The following is a 21,708-nucleotide window of genomic DNA, read 5'->3' on the forward strand; positions in this document are numbered from 1 at the left end:
GAAATATTCATTGTCGTAAAGTTGTCCTCATGAAATCCACACAAAAACGCCACAAAAAAGCCAATTCTTTGTCAGAATTGGCTTATGCTTCGAGCTGGGCTTCGTACGTATGGTCGAATTCAGGCGCATGGAGTGAGTGCAAGTAAAGTTGGAAACTCGACTTCGACACTTCATACAGCACGTATTCGACATCACCTTGATTGATTTCAGTTAGTAATTCAGACCGAATCTCATTGGCGCAGAAAGCGTACGGCAGTTTTTCCGCCGCCGCGATTGAACGCTCATTCGATTGACGGATTTTCAAAAATACACTTTCAATGTCAAGTTCGAAGAAAAGTTCTGAGAAAAACGCTTCTTTCGCGACTTGATTGTAACCTTTGCCGTGATACGGTTTGCCAAGCCACGTCCCGAGGAATCCATAGCCGGATTCCACATCGAACAAGCTGATTGTCCCGATTGGGGTACCAAACTCGTTCGTGATGGTACGTGAGATGATGTTTCCTTGCTCTTCTAGCTCGATGATTTGCTTCGTGCTAAATAAAAACTCGTCAAAGTGGACCGTCTTTTGACGGACATATGGAAAGACATCTGGGTGTTGCATCAGTTCGAACAACTCCGCGCAGTCGGTAAGCTCACGAAATTTGAGCACCTTTACATTCCTCCTCCTATTTCAGACCGCTGAAGAATAGTTGTAACGAAAGCATACTTCTGGCTTCGTTGTTCGAACTTGCCTTGGCTGCTCCCTTTTATGAAGTTACAAGATTATTTTATATAGTTTTTTTAAAAAAGCAAGTAAATAAAATGCAACTTCACAAAAAAATAATAAGAGCGCTTTCACTACTGGTGTCACTCACATCTCGTGATGCGTTTTCGAACGGCTCGTCGAGTAAACGATGTGACCGTCGACGATGGTCATAATCGGCTTTGACATGTAGTCGAGCGGGAAATGGCTCCATAGGACAAGATCGGCATCTTTGCCGATTTCGAGCGAGCCGATGCGGTCGTCTACTCCGAGCGATTCAGCCGGATGAATCGTGATGGCGCGGAGCGCGACGTCGACGGGAAGTCCTTCGCGGGCAGCAAGACCGGCGCACAGATTCAAATATTGAACCGGCGTATAAGGATGGTCCGTCGTGATGGAGACGATCATATCGTGCTCATGTAAGATGCGATACGTCTCCCACGTCTTGTTTTGGAGCTCGATTTTCGACTTCCGTGTGAACGTCGGTCCAACGGTGACGTGTTTGACACCGAGTTCGCGCAACTTTTCGGCGACGAGATGTCCTTCCGTACAGTGCTCAATCCGATAATCGAGGTCGAACTCTTGTGCGAAGCGGACGACCGATAAAATATCGTCGGCGCGGTGGGCGTGGACACGAATCGGCATCTTGCGATCGAGCGCCAGTTGAATCATCTGGCTACCGAACGTGCCGATCGTCTTCGTCGAATCAACGGTCCGGAACGCTTCACGCAACAAGCCCATGATTCCCATCCGGGTCAACTCGCCGGACTTCCCCATACTGTGGACGCGCTTCGGGTTCTCGCCGAGCGCGAGTTTCAGGCCGGCATAGCGGCGGAGCACCATGTCCTCGATGAAGCGACCATGGGTTTTGATGACACTTGTCACACCGCCGATGACGTTCATACTGCCAGGCATGACTTGGACGGCTGTCACCCCGGCCATGAGCGCTTCCCGGAAGCCCTCATCGAGCGGATAGACGCCATCGATGGCCCGTGCGTGCGGGGTCATCGCCTCGACGGTCTCGTTCGCATCGTTCCCGACTGAACCCGTCCCTTCGTCATACAGTCCGAGATGGGTGTGGGCATCGATGAAGCCGGGGAACAAGAAGTTGCCTTCGGCTTCGATGACCGTCTCTCCGTCGAGCGGGTCCAACAAGTCCGCCATCTCGACGATTTTGCCGTCTTTGACGCGAAGGTCCCCGTAAAAATGTGGTGCGGTGATCGGATAGATATGGGCGTTACGAATTAACAAATTACTCACGTGCTGGCTCCTTTCAAGTCAAATGAAGTAGTTGTTTCAGGGCAGGTTCTAACGTTTCGTAGCGGAACCGGAAACCGTGATTGAGGGCTTTCGTCGGAACGACTTTCGCTCCTTCGAGGACGATGACGCTTTTCTCTCCGAGTGCGAGTTTGAGGAGCGGCGCTGGGGCGGGTGCCCAGTGGGGACGATGCATCACCCGGCCGAGCGTCTTCCCGAATTCGTCCATCGTGACAGGCGTCGGTGCCGTGCCATTGACGGGTCCCTCGATTGTACTCGTCTCGAGGATATGGACGAACAGACGGACGAGATCGTCTAAATGAATCCACGGCACCCATTGCTTACCGGAGCCGAGTCGTCCACCGACACCAAGCGTGTACGGCAACTTCATGAGTGGGAAGGCGCCGCCGTCATTCGATAAGACGACACCGGTCCGCATCGTAACGAGACGGATGCCCATGTCTTGAACGGGTTGCGCCTCTTTCTCCCACAACACGCAGACGTTGCCTAAAAAGTTGGTTCGGTCGGGGAGCGGTGTCGCTTCCGAATACGTGATGGATCGATCTTCACCGTATATCCCGATGGCGGACCCGCTGATGACGACGCTCGGCTTGCGTTTCATATTTTTAATGATGCGGACGACTTCTTTCGTCCCATCGATCCGACTTTGAAGAATGGCTTGCTTTTGTTTGTGCGTCCAACGTCCGTCGTTGATCGAGGCTCCTGCCAAATGGACGATGGCATCGACGTCTTGAAGCTCGGATTCAGGATGACTATCGGGCGTCATCCATTCGACGAACGAGATCCCTCCTTGCCGCGGACGTGGGTGGCGCGTCAATACGACGACTTGATGTCCGGCTTCTGCGAGCGCGCGTACGAGCGGTCGGCCAATCAATCCGGTACCACCAGTGATTGCTATTTTCATGGGTCTCCCTCCAATATCCTTTAAGCGATTTCAAAACGGGTATGAGGACTATAGGAATGTCTTGTACAGATAATACCCCTTCTTCTAACTTATCAAAAATCCTGCCCGAACGGGGAACGTGATATGTTAGAAGCAGGAAATGGAGGGATTTTGTGAAAATCACAAAGTTTACGACCCAAAAGAAAAATCAAGACCGGTTGAACGTCTTTGTTGAAAAAGATGGACGTGAGGAGTTCGCGTTCGCCATCGACCTCGACGTCTTCATCAAATACGGATTGACGAAAGGGATGGAACTCGAAGACGATTTCGTCCGGGACGTCCTTCAAGCGGAAGAAGAGCAGAAAGCGTATAAAGCGGCCGTCAACTATTTATCGTATCGAATGCGTGCCGTCTCAGAGGTGCGTGACTACCTCGTGAAGAAAGAAATAGATGAGTCAGCCATCAAACGCGTCATTGAACGCTTGATTGAACAGCGCTATTTGAACGATGCCGAGTTCGCCAAAGCTTACACCCAGACAAAGTTCAATACGAGCCCGAGCGGACCCGTCAAAATCAAACGAGAACTCGCTCAGCTTCAAATCGCTCCGGATCTTATCGAAGACGTCATCGCCGCCATCTCGCACGAAGACCAGCTTGAAAAGGCCGGAAAGTTCGTAAATCGGAAACAAATGGAAACAAATCGCCGTTCCGCCACAGAAGTGCAACAAAGAATTCAACAAACCCTGATGCAAAGGGGATTTTCGTTTGATATCATTTCAGAGGCGATTCTCACGTTTTGGGAGAACGAGGATGAGGACGTTGAACTTTCAGCTTGTCTGACACAGGCTGAGAAACTGAATCGAAAGTTTAGCGGGTACGCCCCATATGAGCGGAAACAACGGATGAAGATGCAGCTTCGTCGCAAAGGTTTTCCGTATGAGGTGATCGAGAGGGCGTTAGAGAGGCTCGCTGAACAAGAGTCATAATGGGAGATGCGTTTACGGTAGGGGAAAAATCTGAAAAGGTGGGTCTACATTGACGATTTTTGAATGGATTACAGCACTGATGCCGATTGTAGCAGTGCTCATCTTATTGGTCATTATGCGTTTACCGGCGTCGGTTGCGATGCCACTATCTCTCGTCTTGACGGCTGGACTTGCGTTCTTCGTTTGGCAGCTCGACGCGACGCGGATCATGGCGGCGACGCTACAAGGACTTGTCATCGCCGTTACGACAGTCTGGATTGTCTACGGTGCGATTGGAATGATGAATACGATGAAAGAGGGCGGCGGTATGAACGCGATCCGTTCCGGCTTCATCAACATTACGCCCGATCCCCGGATTCAAGTGCTCATCGTCGGTTGGTTGTTCGTCTCATTCATCGAAGGCGCATCTGGTTTCGGTACACCGGCCACGGTTGCGGCACCACTGTTAATCGCACTCGGATTCCCGCCGATCGCTGCCGTTGTCATCGCCTTGTCGGCAGACGTATCGGCCGTCACGTTCGGTGCGGTCGGGACACCGGCCTTAATCGGGATTGGGAACGGGCTGTCACTTGACGTCAACCAACCCGAGACGATTGAGTTTTTGACAACCGTCGTCTTGCAGACGGTGCTCATCGATATGTTCGTTGGTCTTTTTATCCCATTCATTTTAATCTTGATGCTGACGCGATTCTTCAGTAAAGAAAAATCGATTAAGCCGGCGCTCGAAGTATTCCCGATCGCGATCGTCGCGGCGCTCGTCTATAGCATCCCGGCCTACATCTGGACACTCATCCTCGGATTCGAGTTCGGGGGTATGCTTGGTGCACTGACGGGTCTCATCATTCTCGTCACGATGGCACGCAAAGGCATCCTCATGCCGAAACGGTTATGGACGTTCGACGGTTATGCCGATGAAATCGATCAACCGCTCGAGAAGCCGTCCGTCGGCAAAGGCAAACGCGAGCTTCCGCAATGGAAAGCGTGGGCGCCTTACTTGATTTTAACGATTTTCCTCGTGTTGACGCGGACCGTGCCGTTCTTGAACGAACTGACGCGTAGCGTCCGCATCGATTTGCCGAACATTTTGAGTATCGAAGGCATCTCGACATCGTGGGAACCGTTCTATTCACCAGGCTTCATGTTCATCTTGACGATGATTGCGACGTTCTTCCTCCATAACATGAGTTGGTCGCAAGTGACCTCGGTATTTAAAGCGACGACGCTCGGTGTCGTCGGGACGGCGATCACGCTTGCTGCTTCAGTACCGATGGTTCGGATTTTCATTCATTCGGAAAACGGTGGGGCAGGTCTCGCTTCGATGCCGGTCGAACTCGCAACGGCTGCGGCCGACACGTTCGGTGGCGTCTGGCCGCTCGTCGCACCGTGGATTGGGGCGCTCGGGGCGTTCGTTTCCGGTTCGGCTACGTTCTCAAACATGATGTTCTCGAGTTTAACGACGAATGTCGCCGAGTCGGTTGGAGTCAACGAGACACTTGCCTTGTCGATGCAGATGGCGGGGGCGAACGCCGGTAACATGATTTGCGTCTTGAACGTCGTCGCAGTCGCCTCGGTGGCAGGGCTCCTCGGAAAAGAAGGAACGATTATCCGCTATACGCTCATGCCGATGATTTATTACGTGACAGCGACCGGTCTTGTCGGTTTGATGCTCGCTGCATTCTTCTTGTAAAAAGTTACAAATTATTTACGACAATAATATTGACAATTTTCTGAACAGTCTGCTAAGGTTTTAGTAGATTTTCAAACTATGAACAGAGAGGAGCCAGCATGATGAAGTACATCCCAACACCACAACACACACACACAACATCATATGGCTACTCGTATTTGACTGCGTAATTTGGCAGCTGGATAGGGGTAGTGTCCTTTCCCTGACCATGCAAAAGACTGAAGACTCAGAAGCGTACTTCATCCGATTGGTTGCACAATCAGGTGACGTGCGCTTTTTTGCGTGCGCGGAAGGGACGAAAGGGGGAATCAGTCATGAAACTGATTAAACAATTGGATTGGTTTATTAAAAGACAGAAGCGGACGTATATCTTCGCCATCATCTTGTTGATTATCACCGGGGTCGTCGATATGCTCCCGCCGTGGATCATCGGACAAGCGATTGATGCGATTCGTGAAGGCAGTTTGACGACAGAGCGACTCGTCCTCATCGTCGGATCATTACTCAGCATCATGGTTTTATCGTATGTCCTTTCGTATGTATGGATTGCCCGCCTCTTCGGGACGGCGTTCCTGCTCGAGAAAAAATTGCGGGCCCGATTCTTCGGACATCTGCTCCGGCAGACACCGCGCTTTTATCAACAGCACCGCACCGGAGATTTGATGGCGCTCGCGACGAACGATTTGAAAGCGGTCGAACGGACGGCCGGGTTCGGTGTCATGACGCTCGTCGACTCGTTCAATATGACGCTCATCGCTCTCACCATCATGGGCGTGTTCATCGATTGGAAATTGACGCTCGCGGCACTCCTACCGATGCCGCTCCTCGCCTGGTCAATGAATAAGCTCGGCCGCCAAATCCATGCCCGCTTCACAGCGGCGCAGGATGCGTTTGGCGTGATGAACGATCAAGTCGTCGAATCGATTTCAGGTCTTCGGGTCGTCCGCTCGTTCGTCCAAGAAGATGCGGATACGAAAAAGTTCGATACAATCACCGACGACGTCATGGCCAAAAACATGCACGTCGCCAAAATCGACGTCTTGTTTGAACCGGTCATTAAACTGCTCGTCGGCTTGAGTTATTTGATTGGGTTGTCGTTCGGCACGTATCTCGTGTTCACGAACGACATCACGCTCGGTCAGCTCGTCTCGTTCAACATTTATCTCGGGATGCTCATTTGGCCGATGTACGCGTTCGGAGAACTGATTAACGTCGTGCAACGGGGAACGGCTAGCCTCGAACGAATCGAAGCGACGATGAACGAGACACCGGATGTCGTTTCGACCGGTACGGTCGAAGTCGGCGTCCCGGAGAAAATCACGTTCAAATCATTGTCGTTCCAATATCCAGGATCGACCCGTGCCTCACTCGAAGACATCGTCTTGCACGTGTCGCGTGGCGAGACGATTGGGGTCGTCGGACCGACCGGGGCTGGCAAGACGACGCTGTTGCGTCAATTGCTCCGGGAGTATCCGATTGACGACTCGTTACTCGTCAACGGTGTCCCGATTCACGACATCAAACTCGAGACGGTCCGCGGTTGGAGCGGTTACGTCTCGCAGGAACATTTGCTGTTCTCGAAGACGGTCCGCGACAACATCTTGTTCGGCTCAAACGATGCGTCGGCACAAGACCTCGAGACGGCCATCCGCCTCGCGGCGTTCGACACTGATATCGAACATTTGGAGAACGGTCTCGACACGGTCGTCGGAGAACAAGGGGTTATGCTCTCGGGCGGTCAGAAACAACGGCTCTCGATTGCCCGCGCCCTCTTGAAAGACCCGGAGATTCTGTTGCTCGACGATTCGCTTTCAGCGGTCGACGCCAAGACGGAAGCGCGCATCATCGATTCGGTCCGGACGAGCCGGGCCGAACAGACGACGTTCATCGTCGCACACCGCCTGTCCGCTGTCGCCCACGCCGACCAGATTCTTGTGTTACAAGACGGCCGTGTGACGGAGCGGGGCACGCATGACCAACTGATGGAACGACGCGGTTGGTATTATGAACAATACGTTCGACAAGGAGAGTCGGAGTAATCCGGGAAAGGGGGAATCTCTCATGATCGATCAATATGAATTAGATCCAGTCCGCAGGAAGAAAACGATCCGTTCACTCGTCGGCTATGCCAAACAAGTGAGACGCTCGATTTTCCTCGGTTTGACCTTACTATTTTTAGCGGTCGGCGCCGAATTGGCCGGACCGTATATCGCCAAAATCATCATCGACGACCACATCGTCGCCATCGAGCGGGATTGGGTACAAGTCGAGTCAGGCGGGAGTGTCGTCTTTGACGGAAACTCCTATGAAAAAGAGACGAGGCTTGACGGCGAGACGGTCGTCCGTCCCGTCTCGATCGTGCAGACGACAGACGGCTATTATCTCGTCCCTGACGCCGTCATGAGTGGTGGTGTCCGTGAGGTCGAAGAAGACGTGCTCACCATCACGCGAAGCGAAGAGAAGGCGACGTATGACAATATCGTGCCGCTCTCGTCGACCGACGTCTTCCGCTTTTACGAGACGGATTTGCGGGCCGTGCTGTTGCTATCTGGTTTGTACGTTGTCTTGCTTCTCATCGCGGCAGGGTTGAACTGGGGGCAACAGATGCTCCTGCAACGTTCGGCCCACAACATCGTCAAAACGATGCGCCTTGACGTCATGCGGCATTTGCAGACGATTCCGGTCCGTTACTTTGACCAGACGCCAATCGGGAAAATCGTCAGCCGGGTCACGAACGACACCGAGACGATTCGCGACCTATATTTGGGCGTGCTCGCACGTGTCTTCCAAAGCGTCGTCATGATGATCGGAGTCTTGATCGCCATGTTCTTCTTGGACGTGCGCCTCGGTCTCGTCTCGCTCATCATCATCCCGGTCGTCATCGTTTGGATTAAATTGTTCCAACGCCTGTCGACCCGAAACAACTTCCGTGTCCGCGCCCTCGTCGCGGATATGAACGCCCAATTGAATGAGAGCATCCAAACGATGCCGATCATTCAGTCGTACGTCAAAGAAGATCTCGTCTATGACGAGTTCAACGAGAAAAACAGTGACAACTTCCAAACAAGAAGGAAGCTGCTCAAACTGGATGCGCTCATGTCGCATAACTTGGTCAACTTCTTCCGCAACATGGCACTCGCCTTACTCATCTGGGTCGTCGGTGCGCAGACGCTCGGAACGGGGAGCGTGCTCACGCTCGGGATTTTGTACGCCTATATCGATTACGTGTCACGGATTTTTGAGCCGGTGACGCAAATCATGAACCAACTGTCTCCGCTCCAACAGGCACTCGTCTCGGCAGACCGGATGTTCCAGTTGCTCGACGAGAAAGGGGAAGACGTGTCGGCGGAACGTATCGCACGCTTTAAAGGTGAGGTCGTGTTCGACGACGTGTCGTTCAGCTATGAAGCCGGAAAACCGGTACTCCAGCACATCGATATCCATGCGGCGCCAGGTGAGACGGTGGCGCTCGTCGGACATACCGGTAGCGGCAAGAGTTCGATTATGAACTTGCTCATGCGCTTCTATGACCCGTCAGAAGGAACGCTCAACATTGACGGCATGGACGTGACGAAATTACCGACCCAAGCGGTCCGGGCCCATCTCGGTATCGTGCTTCAAGACCCGTTCTTGTTCACGGGATCGATTCGGACGAACGTGACGCTTGGCGACGAGACGATCTCGGACGACCGCGTATGGCGCGCATTGACGGCGGTCGGAGCCGATCGTTTCGTTAAACAGTTGCCACACGGGCTAGATGAGCCGGTCATCGAACGCGGCGCATCACTCTCGAGCGGAGAGCGCCAGTTGATCAGCTTCGCCCGTGCCCTCGTTTTCGACCCGGCCATCCTCGTCTTAGACGAAGCGACGGCGAGCGTCGATTCAGAGACGGAAGCGCTCATCCAAGAAGCGCTCAAGACGCTCACGTACGGCCGGACGACGTTCGTCATCGCGCACCGTCTCTCGACGATTCGGGAAGCGGACCAAATCCTCGTCCTCGACCACGGTCACATCATCGAGCGGGGTAACCATCAGTCGCTCATCGCGGCAGGCGGCGTTTACGCCCGGATGCATGAGCTGCAAAGTAAACAACAAGCCATCAGTTGAGGAGGTCTTATGGAGATTATCGGAAAGCATAACCGGGCCAAAGTATTCAATGAACGGATTGACGATATGACGCGGGCCCAAATCCAAACGCTCGTCGACCAACCGTTCACGCAAGGTGCCTCGATTCGAATCATGCCGGACATGCATGCCGGCAAAGGGTCGGTCGTCGGGACGACGATGACGATTCACGACAAGGTCGTGCCGAATCTCGTCGGTGTCGACCTCGGGTGCGGCATGCTCTGTACGGAAATCAAGGTGAAGCGCATCGACTTTCAACGGCTCGACGACGTCATCCGTCAATATGTACCGAGCGGGATGAACATCCGGGATGCGGCACACCCGTACGCCTCAGAACTTCCGCTCGAGGACGTGCGGGCGCCGTATAAACTGGACCGGGCCCTGCGCTCGGTCGGCACGCTCGGCTCGGGCAATCACTTCATCGAAGTGAACCGCGACGAAGCTGGACGCACGTTTCTCGTCATCCATTCCGGCTCGCGCCACCTCGGTGTCCAAATCGCCGACCATTATCAACAGTTGGCGGTCGAGCACATGATGAAGACGGCTGACATTCGAGACGAGATTGAACGGATGAAGGCAACGGGACGAGAGCGGGATATCGCGGCCTATCTTGAGACGGAGCGCGAGGCACGGAAACATGTCCGCGACCTCGCCTACGTCGAAGGGGAAGCGATGGAAGATTATATGCACGACGTGCGTATCGCCCAGCAATATGCGGCCGCCAACCGTCTCGCCATGACCGACGTCATCGTCGAGGCGATGAACTGGAACGTGGTTGATCAATTCGATACGGTCCACAACTACATCGATCACGACGCGATGATGCTTCGGAAGGGGGCCATCTCGGCGCGGGACGGCGAGCGGGTCATCATTCCGATGAACATGCGCGACGGCTCGCTCATCTGTACTGGCAAGGGGAACCCAGACTGGAACTTCTCGGGACCACACGGCGCCGGTCGCGTCATGTCACGCTCGGCCGCGCGAAAACGTGTCGACTTCAACGAATTTAAAAAGTCAATGGCAGATGTCTGGTCAAGTTCGGTCCGACCATCGACGATTGACGAGTCACCGTTTGTCTATAAGTCGATGAAAGAGATTGTCCGTTATATCGAGCCGGCCGTCACCATCAATCAAATCATCAAACCGCTCTACAACTTCAAGGCGAACTGAACATCGTTTCAGTTTCGCCTTTTTCTTTTCCACGAAAAATCTGATACGCTACAAGAGAGGTGAGCGAAATGGAAAAACGATTGAGTGATTTATCGAAATATGAGCTTGAACAAGAGATTCGAGCGCTCCACGAACGGAAGCGGAAAGCCGAACAGATGGGCATGGTCAGTGAAATCGAGGTCGTCTTGCGACGGATTGCGATTGCCGAGAGCTATTTGATTGACCCGAAATCGTTCAAGCCGGGAACGACGTATATCGTCAACTATAACGAGCGCCCGTTCCGTTTGAAATTCGTGAACGGCGTCATGGGCTGGGGGACGTTCGAAGGGGAGACGGCTGAACACGCGATTCCGCTCTCGGAGCTGTCGGAGGTGAAAGCATGAACCGGACCGAACAATACGAGCGTTTGGCCGAAATCTTGAAACAGAAGAACGATGTCTTGAGCGAGCTCGAGGCGTTGACGTGGGTCGAAGTGCTGTGGGAGGATTTTGAGACGACGCTCGCCCGTGCCGGCGAACCGTATCCTGGGGAAGCAAAATCATTCCAATACGTCGTTCAACAGATCGATGCATACGGACCCCAGCTCCATCTGTTCCAAACGAAAAATGAGAAGTTCAAACATTTGATGTCCCAGCGCGACATCCATTAAAAATCACGCCGGAAATCGGCGTGATTTTTTACTTGCAAACGACCCTCAATCCGTTATAATAAAGGTCGCTATTAGTTTGCTTTGTAGTTAAGTATTTATAAACTTTCTTTAGTTGAAATCATCTTTCACTAAACTTGATTCAAAGCCGAAAGGAGGGATTGTGACTTGGAAGTCGGTCAAAAAATCAAGCGGCTCCGCGTCAAGAAAGGGTTGACGCAAGAAGAGTTGGCCGAGCGCACGGATTTGAGTAAAGGCTATATCTCTCAAATCGAGCGTGATTTGAGTTCACCTTCGCTTGAGACGCTATTCGACTTGTTGGAAGTGCTCGGTTGCTCGCCGAAAGAGTTCTTCGATGAAGAGATGTTTCAAAAGGTGAGCTATACCGCAGACGACCGGACCGTGTATAACGATGAGGATCGGAAATACAGGACCGAATGGCTCATCCCGGAATCGAACGAAAAAGAGATGGAGCCGATTTTGCTGACGTTCTCCAAACATGGGGAATTCAAGCGTTACGAGCCTTCCCGTTCCGAGACGTTCGTCTACGTCCTGTCAGGTCGGATCGCCCTCAAGCTAGGCCATCACACGTACTTCGCCAAAGCCGGAGAAACGTTATATTATGTCGCCTCCGATTCCCATCAACTCGTCAACGATTATGATGGCGAGAGTGAATGTTTAATCGTCGCGACCCATTCATATTTATAAGGGAGGAACTGAAATGAACCTAGAAACGATTATTCGCTTTGACAACGTGTCGAAGCGTTACGATGACACCGTCGTCTTAGAAAACATCAGCTTCGAGATTGAGAAAGGGAAGTTCTACACGTTGCTCGGGCCATCTGGATGTGGGAAGACGACGATTTTACGCTTAATCGCCGGCTTCACGGATGCGTCAGCAGGCGATATCCAGTTCAACGGGAAACGCATAAACGACGTCCCGGCGAACAAACGTCAAGTGAACACCGTGTTCCAAGACTATGCGCTCTTCCCGCACTTGAACGTGTTCGAGAACGTCGCGTTCGGTCTGCGCATCAAGAAGATGAAAGAAGCGGACGTGAAGACGAAAGTCGAACAGGCGCTCAAATTCGTCAACTTGAAAGGGTACGAGTCACGTGAAATCGATGAGATGTCAGGCGGGCAGCGCCAACGTGTCGCCATCGCCCGTGCCATCGTCAACGAACCGGAAGTCATCTTGCTTGATGAACCGCTCTCGGCGCTCGATTTGAAACTCCGGACCGAGATGCAATATGAGCTCCGCGAATTGCAACAGCGTCTCGGCATTACGTTCATCTTTGTCACGCACGACCAAGAAGAAGCGCTCGCGATGTCGGATGAGATTTTCGTTATGAATAACGGGAAAATCGTACAAAGCGGTACACCGACCGATATTTACGATGAGCCGATCAACCGTTTCGTCGCCGATTTCATCGGGGAATCGAACATCGTACCGGGCGTCATGCCAGAGGACAACGTCGTCACGTTCGCCGGGAAGACGTTCGATTGTGTCGACCAAGGGTTTGACCGCAATGAGAAAGTCGAAGTCATCATCCGGCCGGAAGATTTAGAGATGACATCGGTCGAATCTGCGAAACTTGTTGTCGACGTCGACTCGCAACTGTTCCGAGGCGTCCACTATGAGATTTGCTGCTATGACCAAGAAGGCAACGAATGGCTCGTTCATTCGACGAAAAAATCGGTCGTCGGTTCGAAAATCGGCCTCACGTTCGATGATGAGGCGATTCACGTCATGCGTTTAGGAGAGACGGAGGAAGAGTTCGACCGTCGTCTCGAGTCCTATGAGGAGGTCGCTCATGAATCAAACTAGTCAAACCGCGAAGACGGTCTATTTGACGACCTACTGGTTATGGATTGCGCTGTTCGTCATCGCGCCGCTCCTGCTCGTCGTCTACTACTCGTTTTTTGATATCGAAGGGAACTTGAGTTTAGAGAACTATCAGATGTTCTTCACGTCGACGTATTTGACGATGACGTTATCTTCCTTCTGGTATGCATTCCTCATCACGTTCTTCTCGCTCTTGATCGGGTATCCGACCGCCTATTTATTGACGAAGACGAAGCATAAGCAACTTTGGCTTTTGCTCATCATTTTGCCATCATGGATCAACCTATTGCTCAAAGCCTATGCGTTCCTCGGCATTTTCGGGACGTACGGCATCACGAACCAGTTTTTAGAGGCAATCGGCATCGGGACACAACAGATTTTGTTCACGGACTTCAGTTTCGTGTTCGTGTCGGTGTACATCTTCATCCCGTTCATGATTTTGCCGATTTATAACGCCATCGAGAAACTGCCGCCGTCGCTCGTCTATGCGTCGCGCGATCTCGGGGCCTCGAACTGGACGACATTCCGCCGGGTCATCTTCCCACTCACGCTCGACGGTGTGAAGTCAGGGATTCAAATCGTCTTCATCCCGGCGTTGTCGCTCTTTATGATCACTCGACTGATTGCGGGGAACCGTGTCATCACGCTCGGGACGGCGATTGAACAACAATTCCTCGTCACGCAAAACTGGGGCATGGGCTCGACGATTGCCGTGTTCTTGATTTTGGCGATGGTCCTCGTCATGGTCATCACACGTGACTGGGGTGCGAAAGGGGCGGTGCGTCGATGAAACCGAAAAAATTTAAATTAGCTAACCTCTATTTGATGGCGGTGTTCTTCATCCTCTATGCACCGATTCTCTATTTGGTCGTCTACTCGTTCAACAGCGGCGGGACGATGAGTAACTTTGAAGGCTTTACGCTCGATTGGTACAAGTCGCTCTTTACCGACACCCGCCTGCTCGTCATCGTCTTAAACACAATCGTCATCGCCTTGCTGTCGGCGACGATTTCAACCGTGCTCGGCGTCATCGGGGCGCTCGCCATCTATACGGCGCGGCAACGCTTCACGAAGACGTCACTCTTGTCGCTCAACAACGTGTTGATCGTCAGCCCGGACGTCATCATCGGGGCGTCGTTCCTCATCTTGTTCACGATGCTCGGGATTCAGCTCGGCTTTTACTCGGTGTTATTGGCGCACATCGCCTTCTCGGTACCAATTGTCGTCATCTTGGTGTTGCCGAAGCTGCAAGAGATGAGCCCGACGCTCATCGATGCGTCGCGTGACCTCGGGGCAAGTACGTGGGACGTATTGACGAAAGTCATCTTGCCGTACATCACACCGGGAATCTTTGCCGGGTTCTTCACGGCGCTCACGTATTCGCTCGATGACTTTGCCGTCACGTTCTTCGTGACGGGCAACGGCTTTACGACACTTGCCGTTGAAGTCTACTCACGCGCCCGTCAAGGCATCTCGCTCGAGATTAACGCCTTGTCAGCCATCTTGTTCTTGTTCACACTCATCCTCGTCCTTGGGTATTATGTGCTCGCCCAACGCGGTGGTAAAGCGAAGGAGGTAAGACGATGAAAAAATTGGTCATCATGTTGACGGTGCCGGTCGTCGTCAGTTTCGGCCTCTTGCTCTGGGTGTATCAAATCAATATGGCGCAAGGATTCGGCGGCGATAACACGCTCGTCGTCTACAACTGGGGCGATTATATCGATGAAGACTTGATTGGAGAGTTCGAGGAAGAGACGGGCTTGAAAGTCATCTATCAGACGTTTGACTCGAACGAGGCGATGCTCACTAAAATCGAGCAAGGCGGCACGGCGTTCGACATCGCCGTCCCGTCGGATTACGCCATCAGTAAAATGATTGAAGAAGACCTGCTCTTGCCAATCGATTATGACAAGCTCGAGAACTTCGATAACATTGACCCACGTTTCCTCGACAAGTCGTTCGACCCGGGCAACACGTACTCGGTCCCTTACTTCTGGGGGACGGTGGGCATCGTGTATAACCCTGAACTCGTCGACGGTGAGATTACGTCATGGAACGACCTATGGGACATGCCGCTCGAGAATGACATCTTGCTCGCAGACGGGACGCGTGAAGTGATGGGCTTCGGTCTGAACTCACTCGGTTACTCGCTCAACACGACGGACAAAGATGAGCTGCTCGAAGCGGAGAAGAAGCTCGAGACACTCTGGCCGAACATTAAAGCGATCGTCGGCGATGAAATCAAGATGCTCATGGCCAATCGCGAAGCGGCCGCGGCCGTCGTCTGGTCAGGTGACGCCTCCGAAATCATGTACGAGAACGAAGAGTTGACGTACGTCATCCCGGAAGAAGGGACGAATCTTTGGTTCGACAACCTCGTCATTCCGAACACATCGAAAAACGTCGAAGGCGCTCATCAGTTCATCGACTTCATGCTCGACGCGGAAATCGCGGCCCGAAACACCGATTATGTCGGCTATTCTACACCGAACGAAGCGGCACTTGAATTCTTGGATGAAGAAGTGACGTCAGACGAACGCTTCTATCCGACGAAAGAAGTGACGGATGAGCTCGAAGTGTATGAGAACTTAGGCAAGCGCATGAACGCGTACTATAACGAACTATACTTGCGCTTTAAAATGCAGAGTAAATAAAAGGAGTCCCGCTCACCGTGAGCGGGACTTTTTTGGATGGGACGGGGAATCATGTCACCCGTTGCTTGGCGGCGATATGGGCCTTCTTGACAGCTTCGTCCGCAGATGCGAATTGGAGCAGGTGCTCGTAGATGGTCGTCTGTTCGGCCAACGTCAAACGGGCCTCGCCTGACAAGGCAATCTGTTGTTTCCATGTCTTCCGGTTCAATACGGGAACGCCGGCCACGTCGATGCGCTTCAAGGTCGACCGATCGCTGAAGACGATCCAAGAGTGGAGCAGACTCCGCTCCACAGCAAGCGTTTGTTCCATCGCTTTCATATGTAACTCGTTTTGTTTGATCGGATTGAAAAATCGAAACTTCTTTCGGTTCGGCATCGATTGGGTCCAATGGCGTTCTTGTTCATGTCCAAAAATCCAGCCGCTATAATTTTTCGACTCAATCACGTGGACGCCGCTCTTGTTGATGAACACCACATCGATTTCAGTCGTACGCTCTCGATTCTTTGGATGGGGCAAATATAGATTCGTCAAGATGAGGGGGTTCGGGACGCGCTCCTCGATGGCGGCGACACATAAATATTCGCCGTATAAGCCGGTGTCTTGAACGACTTTGAAATAGCTGTGTCCGGTCTGGGCATAATAGCGGCTCCGTTTATAACGCTTGACCTTCCTATACAATATACCGCTCATCACCAGGAACAAAGGACCGAATAGACTGACCAATGAAATCATCATTCCGTTAAGCATGCTCGTGAGAAGCTCGGACATAGTCTGCCTCCTTTCGTGTCTCTTTTTACTATATCGAAAAGAGCTGAATTTTAGGGTGATTTTTGGGTTGAATTGGAAATGTAATTTTGAGAAAAGGATACCTTTTGACTAAAAAAGACCAGCCACCGAGATGACTGGTCTTCTACATTCAGCTCTGTTGCAACTCGGCCCGTTCTTCGTCCGTGAACACGCGGGAACGGCTTAAAAACCGTTTTCCTTCGACGCCCTCGACCGAGAACATACCGCCCCGGCCCTCGACGACGTCGATGATGAGCTGGGTGTGTTTCCAATAATCGTATTGCTTCTCGTGCATATAAAATGGACAACCGCCGATTTCGCCGAGCAGGACGTCATGATCGCCAATCATGAACTCGTCTTGCGGGAAACACATCGGGGAGCTCCCGTCACAACAACCGCCTGACTGGTGAAACAAGAGCGGTCCATGTTTTCGTTTCAGCTGTTCGAGGAGCGCGAGCGTGGCGGGGGTGGCCTCGACGCGGTTCACCATCTCAGAAGAACCCGAGTTTTTGTTCGCTATAGCTGACGAGCATGTTTTTTGTCCGTTGATAATGGTTGAGCATCATCTTATGGTTCTCGCGGCCAATCCCAGACATTTTGTATCCACCGAACGCGGCATGGGCCGGATATTGGTGATAGCAGTTAATCCAGACGCGACCCGCTTGAATCTCGCGACCGAAGCGGTAGGCGCGGTTCATGTCACGCGTCCAGACGCCGGCACCGAGTCCGTATAACGTGTCGTTCGCGATGGCGAGCGCCTCGGCGTCGTCTTTGAACGTCGTCACCGATAGGACCGGTCCGAAGATCTCTTCTTGGAAGATGCGCATCTTGTTATGGCCTTTGAAGATGGTCGGCTGCACATAATAGCCGTCGGCGAGTTCGCCCTCCATCATGTTGCGTTCGCCGCCGATGAGGCACTCTGCGCCTTCCGACTTTCCGATCTCCAAATACGACAAGATTTTTTCCATCTGCTCATTCGAGGCTTGGGCACCCATCATGACGTCAGGGTCGAGCGGATTGCCGAGCTTGATTGCTTTGACTCGTTCGAGCACCCGTTCCATGAACGGCTCATAAATCGACTCGTGGATAAGCGCGCGCGAGGGGCATGTACACACCTCACCTTGATTCAAGGCGAACATGACGAGTCCTTCAATCGACTTGTCAAAGAAATCATCATCGGCGTCCATGATGTCCGCGAAGAAGATGTTCGGTGACTTCCCGCCGAGTTCGAGTGTGACCGGGATGATGTTTTGTGAGGCGTATTGCATGATGAGTCGACCTGTCGTCGTCTCACCCGTGAAGGCGACTTTGTCGACGCGGTCGCTCGACGCGAGCGGTTTGCCGGCCTCGAGCCCGAATCCGTTGACGATATTCAACACGCCGGGCGGGAGCAGGTCTTCAATCAGTTCCATGAGCACCATGATTGAAGCCGGCGTCTGCTCAGCTGGTTTTAACACGATACAGTTTCCGGCAGCGAGGGCCGGTGCGACTTTCCAGACCGCCATCAAGATTGGGAAGTTCCATGGGATGATTTGGGCTACGACACCGAGCGGTTCATTGAAATGATAAGCGACCGTGTCGTTGTCGAGTTCACTGATGCCGCCTTCCTGTGACCGGATGACGCCCGCGAAATAGCGGAAGTGATCGATGGCGAGCGGGAGGTCGGCGTTGAGCGTTTCGCGGACGGCTTTCCCGTTCTCCCATGTCTCGGCGTAAGCGAGCATCTCGAGGTTCGCTTCCATGCGATCGGCAATCTTATTTAAAATGACGGAGCGTTCTGTGACCGACGTTTTGCCCCATGCGTCTTTGGCGGTATGGGCCGAATCCAAGGCGAGCTCGATATCTTCTTTCGTTGAGCGAGCGACTTCGCATAAAACTTTACCATTTACCGGAGAGGTGTTCTCAAAATATTCTCCCCCCGCAGGCGCTGTCCACTTTCCGTTGATGTAATTTTCATAGCGGTCTTTAAAGTGTACTTTCGTGCCTGTCGAGTTTGGGACTTCATAAATCATGGTCGTTCCTCCCTTTTCCGTAAAGTATAGGGGAGACTATGTATGCGCTTACATTTTATTGTAAGTCAACAGCTCCCTTTTTCCATCGTAACGGGTCGTTGTGATAAAAGTCAAAATTTTTTGACAATAATTTGTCACATTTGAATTGATATGTTTTGAAGTCAAGATTTGTGGTAAACATCATATTAGTATCAATTTCAAATCGAAGGAGTGGACGGATTCATGGCAAAAGCATATCAAGTCGATCCAGCACACAGTACCATCAACTTTACGGTCAAGCATATGATGATTTCGAAAGTAAAAGGAGAGTTCAAAGATTTTCAGGTCGTGGCGAACGGGCAACCCGATGATCTCGCGAACGCAAGCGTGAAGGTGACGATTAAGGCGGCATCAATCGATACGAACAACAGTGACCGTGACAACCATTTACGGTCTGGAGACTTCTTCGATGTGGAGCAGCACGAGGACATCGTGTTCGAGTCGACATCGTTCCGCTCAAAAGGTGGCGGTGAATTCGAATTGACCGGGAATTTAACGATTCGCGGGACGACCCGGGAAGAGACGTTCGAAGTCGAGTACGAGGGAAGCGCGAAAGATCCGTGGGGCAACATGAAACACGCCTTTACCGGGGACGGGTCGATCAACCGGGAAGATTACGGATTGACGTGGAACCAGGCGCTCGAAGCGGGTGGCGTTCTCGTCGATAAAAAAGTCAAATTTGACTTTGAGCTCCAGTTCACGGAGTCAGAGGCATAAAAAAAGTCGCTCCTGTGAGCGACTTTTTACTGTACGTAGGCCAATTTCTTTTGCAAGCTCTCTTCACTGAACACCCAGCCAGTGAATGAAGACAACACTTCATTCGATTCTTCGTCGACGATGACGACGGCGACGAACGGATAGATATCTTTCGCGAAATAACGTAAGTTCGTGAAGCGATACTCGATCATCCCATTGTGGCGTGTGACCGTATACGTGTGAATCTTCGAGAATTCGAGGAACGATTGAAGATCCGCATTTTTACGCGCTTCCACGAAGTGAAGGTCATCTTCACCTGGCATCGGCTTGTCACGGAAACGACCGCATTCGATGACCGTCCCTTTTTTCACTTTGACGGCACCTAAACCGTTGCGGAATCGAACGGCGACATGCCAGTCATCCCAACCGATACCTGGCGAGATGAACAGTTCGTGTGCACCAGCGAAGTGACGGGCGACCGTGGCGAGGGCGCGGTTACGCAACTTGAATTGAATCGCGTAATAGCTGATGACGAGCGCAATGAGCAATGCAAAAATCGGGACAGTCGCCCCTGTGATAAGCCATAATACATATGCCCCATAGTAGGCAGAGAACAAATACGGATCAAACGTCCCGATGACGCCCCAGCCAATCCATTTTTTCGAAAACGGTTGGAGGGCCTGCGTCCCGTAGGCGTTAAATAAGTCGACCGTGACGTGCAGCAACACAGCGATTTGTGCCATGACCCATAGTGAGGCGGGGTTGACGCCAAGCGCGAGTCCGATGACGGCGCTGACGATGATCGGCCAGGCGAGTAATGCGGTTATTCCGTGTGAACGACCGCGGTGCTGGCGTAAATACGTGCTATTTCCTTTTAGTTTGAAGACCGTGTCAAAGTCCGGAGCGTGCGAGCCGACGAGTGCCGTCGCTGTCATGGCTAGAAACATTTGTGTGTCGCCTGACACCTCCGGGCTGAGTGTCGCGATTGCACTTAAACCTAGTCCCATCCCAATGTGAGTAGCAGTATCCAATGTGCTTCAGCACCTCCATAAAAATAGAAAAACCGCATATTTTAATCCACTACATCATACAATATTTTTAAAACGAGGGGAAACAAAATGCTCGATGTTGATAAATTGTTCACAAATTATAATATTCAAGAATTTAACACAAATTTAGTGACGTGGTTCAATCGCGAAAAGCGTGATTTGCCATGGCGCCACGGAAAAAATCCATATCGGGTCTGGGTGAGCGAAGTTATGCTCCAACAGACGCGCGTTGATACCGTCATCCCATACTATAACCGTTTCATGGAGCGGTTCCCGACGATTGAGACATTGGCAGCGGCCGAACCCGATGAGGTCGTCAAATATTGGGAAGGACTCGGTTATTATTCACGGGTCCGTAACCTTCATCAAGCCGTCCGAGAGGTCGTTGCCGTGTACGACGGGATCGTCCCCGAGGAAAAAGAGCGGTTCGAAAAGCTGAAAGGTGTCGGACCGTATACGACCGGGGCGGTGTTGTCGATTGCCTACAATCAGCCGGAACCGGCCGTCGATGGCAACGTTATGCGCGTCATGTCTCGTCAATTCGGGATTTATGACGACATCGCCATCCCGAAGACACGAAAACTGTTCGAACAAGTCGTGCGCCAACTGATGGACCCGGCGCATGCCTCAGATTTTAACGAAGGCATCATGGAGCTCGGGGCGACGGTATGCACGCCGAAAAACCCGATGTGTTCGCTCTGTCCCGTTCAAGACGATTGTTATGCTTATACCCATAACGTGCAAGATGAACTCCCGGTCAAGACGAAAAAAGGAGCGGCTCGGATTGAGATGTACGATGCGCTCTACTGTCGGCAGGACGGTCGGACCGCATACGTGAAACGCCCGGAAGCCGGTCTGCTCGCTGGAATGTGGCAATATCCGCTTACAGACCGCGGAACGGGGGAACAGTTAAACGGAACCTATATTGGACAAGTGAAACATGTGTTTTCTCATATCGTCTGGTACATCGATTTATATGAAGTCGAGACGCTGCCGGACGGCGAGTGGGCTTGGCTCAACGAAGAGGCGCGCAACGTGGTGACGGTATCGGTCGCCCAACAAAAATTAGAGCAGATGGCAGGTGCGAAAGATGAGACAGTTTGATGTA

Annotated in this window: 21 protein-coding genes; 14 read left to right on the forward strand and 7 right to left on the reverse strand. The window is 52.2% G+C overall.

All coding sequences use genetic code 11. From position 1 onward, the window contains the following. Positions 1 to 82: 82 nt before the first annotated feature. From KNP72_RS10920 to KNP72_RS10930, 3 genes are all read right to left on the reverse strand, one after another. Positions 83 to 649: a GNAT family N-acetyltransferase gene (locus KNP72_RS10920; RefSeq protein ID WP_021067763.1), complete on the reverse strand. Its 567-nt coding sequence runs from the start codon at positions 647 to 649 to the stop codon at positions 83 to 85. Between the two features lie 201 nt (positions 650 to 850). Then, entirely contained in the window at positions 851 to 2,002 is a 1,152-nt protein-coding gene (locus KNP72_RS10925; protein WP_021067762.1) for an amidohydrolase, read from the reverse strand. A 13-nt stretch (positions 2,003 to 2,015) separates the two neighbouring features. Next, positions 2,016 to 2,924, reverse strand: a complete 909-nt coding sequence (locus tag KNP72_RS10930; protein ID WP_214715452.1) for a TIGR01777 family oxidoreductase — start codon at positions 2,922 to 2,924, stop codon at positions 2,016 to 2,018. Positions 2,925 to 3,076: 152 nt separating this feature from the next. Between KNP72_RS10930 and recX the strand changes: the two genes are divergently transcribed. The 12 genes from recX to KNP72_RS10990 all read left to right on the forward strand — a co-directional run bounded on the left by recX (position 3,077) and on the right by KNP72_RS10990 (position 16,017). Then, a complete protein-coding gene (recX, locus tag KNP72_RS10935) occupies positions 3,077 to 3,889 on the forward strand; it encodes a recombination regulator RecX (protein ID WP_214719894.1) in 813 nt (270 codons plus the stop codon). Between the two features lie 49 nt (positions 3,890 to 3,938). Then, a complete protein-coding gene (locus tag KNP72_RS10940; RefSeq protein ID WP_082665790.1) occupies positions 3,939 to 5,576 on the forward strand; it encodes an L-lactate permease in 1,638 nt (545 codons plus the stop codon). Positions 5,577 to 5,890: 314 nt separating this feature from the next. After that, positions 5,891 to 7,615 carry an ABC transporter ATP-binding protein gene (locus KNP72_RS10945; RefSeq protein ID WP_214719896.1) on the forward strand — a complete coding sequence of 575 codons (1,725 nt, stop codon included), beginning with the start codon at positions 5,891 to 5,893 and terminating at the stop codon, positions 7,613 to 7,615. A 22-nt stretch (positions 7,616 to 7,637) separates the two neighbouring features. Further along, a complete protein-coding gene (locus tag KNP72_RS10950; protein ID WP_214833247.1) occupies positions 7,638 to 9,683 on the forward strand; it encodes an ABC transporter ATP-binding protein in 2,046 nt (681 codons plus the stop codon). Positions 9,684 to 9,692: 9 nt separating this feature from the next. Then, positions 9,693 to 10,871, forward strand: a complete 1,179-nt coding sequence (locus KNP72_RS10955; protein WP_214833249.1) for an RtcB family protein — start codon at positions 9,693 to 9,695, stop codon at positions 10,869 to 10,871. 68 nt (positions 10,872 to 10,939) lie between these two features. After that, the gene (locus KNP72_RS10960) at positions 10,940 to 11,254 is read left to right on the forward strand and encodes a YfhH family protein (protein ID WP_214754141.1); all 315 of its coding nucleotides are present in this window, start codon (positions 10,940 to 10,942) and stop codon (positions 11,252 to 11,254) included. Next, positions 11,251 to 11,520: a YfhJ family protein gene (locus tag KNP72_RS10965; protein WP_214754143.1), complete on the forward strand. Its 270-nt coding sequence runs from the start codon at positions 11,251 to 11,253 to the stop codon at positions 11,518 to 11,520. The genes KNP72_RS10960 and KNP72_RS10965 overlap by 4 nt, the downstream gene beginning before the upstream one ends. 165 nt (positions 11,521 to 11,685) lie before the next feature. Further along, positions 11,686 to 12,225 (forward strand): helix-turn-helix domain-containing protein, encoded by a 540-nt coding sequence (locus tag KNP72_RS10970; RefSeq protein WP_214754145.1) that lies wholly within the window; start codon positions 11,686 to 11,688, stop codon positions 12,223 to 12,225. A gap of 13 nt (positions 12,226 to 12,238) precedes the next feature. After that, positions 12,239 to 13,345: an ABC transporter ATP-binding protein gene (locus KNP72_RS10975; RefSeq protein WP_214833251.1), complete on the forward strand. Its 1,107-nt coding sequence runs from the start codon at positions 12,239 to 12,241 to the stop codon at positions 13,343 to 13,345. After that, on the forward strand, positions 13,332 to 14,153 hold the full coding sequence (locus tag KNP72_RS10980; RefSeq protein WP_034780994.1) for an ABC transporter permease: 822 nt from the start codon (positions 13,332 to 13,334) through the stop codon (positions 14,151 to 14,153). The genes KNP72_RS10975 and KNP72_RS10980 overlap by 14 nt, the downstream gene beginning before the upstream one ends. Continuing rightward, entirely contained in the window at positions 14,150 to 14,950 is an 801-nt protein-coding gene (locus KNP72_RS10985; RefSeq protein ID WP_021067750.1) for an ABC transporter permease, read from the forward strand. Before KNP72_RS10980 ends, KNP72_RS10985 begins: the two co-directional genes overlap by 4 nt. Continuing rightward, positions 14,947 to 16,017 carry an ABC transporter substrate-binding protein gene (locus KNP72_RS10990; RefSeq protein ID WP_029596014.1) on the forward strand — a complete coding sequence of 357 codons (1,071 nt, stop codon included), beginning with the start codon at positions 14,947 to 14,949 and terminating at the stop codon, positions 16,015 to 16,017. The genes KNP72_RS10985 and KNP72_RS10990 overlap by 4 nt, the downstream gene beginning before the upstream one ends. A gap of 49 nt (positions 16,018 to 16,066) precedes the next feature. Here KNP72_RS10990 and KNP72_RS10995 read toward each other — a convergent pair whose 3' ends face one another. From KNP72_RS10995 to exaC, 3 genes are all read right to left on the reverse strand, one after another. Further along, a complete protein-coding gene (locus KNP72_RS10995) occupies positions 16,067 to 16,786 on the reverse strand; it encodes a nuclease-related domain-containing protein (protein WP_214833253.1) in 720 nt (239 codons plus the stop codon). Positions 16,787 to 16,934: 148 nt separating this feature from the next. After that, the gene (locus KNP72_RS11000) at positions 16,935 to 17,294 is read right to left on the reverse strand and encodes a DUF779 domain-containing protein (protein ID WP_131438319.1); all 360 of its coding nucleotides are present in this window, start codon (positions 17,292 to 17,294) and stop codon (positions 16,935 to 16,937) included. Position 17,295: 1 nt separating this feature from the next. Then, positions 17,296 to 18,816 (reverse strand): acetaldehyde dehydrogenase ExaC, encoded by a 1,521-nt coding sequence (exaC, locus tag KNP72_RS11005; RefSeq protein WP_214833255.1) that lies wholly within the window; start codon positions 18,814 to 18,816, stop codon positions 17,296 to 17,298. 222 nt (positions 18,817 to 19,038) lie between these two features. On the opposite strand from exaC, the gene KNP72_RS11010 reads away from it, so the two are divergent. Continuing rightward, positions 19,039 to 19,572 (forward strand): YceI family protein, encoded by a 534-nt coding sequence (locus KNP72_RS11010; protein WP_214719902.1) that lies wholly within the window; start codon positions 19,039 to 19,041, stop codon positions 19,570 to 19,572. Positions 19,573 to 19,598: 26 nt separating this feature from the next. On the opposite strand, the gene KNP72_RS11015 is transcribed toward KNP72_RS11010, so the two are convergent. Beyond that, positions 19,599 to 20,558, reverse strand: coding sequence for a metal-dependent hydrolase (locus KNP72_RS11015; protein WP_251128971.1), 960 nt, complete (start codon positions 20,556 to 20,558; stop codon positions 19,599 to 19,601). A gap of 111 nt (positions 20,559 to 20,669) precedes the next feature. On the opposite strand from KNP72_RS11015, the gene mutY reads away from it, so the two are divergent. Then, entirely contained in the window at positions 20,670 to 21,704 is a 1,035-nt protein-coding gene (mutY, locus tag KNP72_RS11020; RefSeq protein WP_214833259.1) for an A/G-specific adenine glycosylase, read from the forward strand. The last annotated feature ends 4 nt before the right edge of the window (positions 21,705 to 21,708 follow it).

The sequence above is a fragment of the Exiguobacterium sp. s152 genome, assembly GCF_018618335.1.
Classification (GTDB): Bacteria; Bacillota; Bacilli; order Exiguobacteriales; family Exiguobacteriaceae; genus Exiguobacterium; species Exiguobacterium chiriqhucha.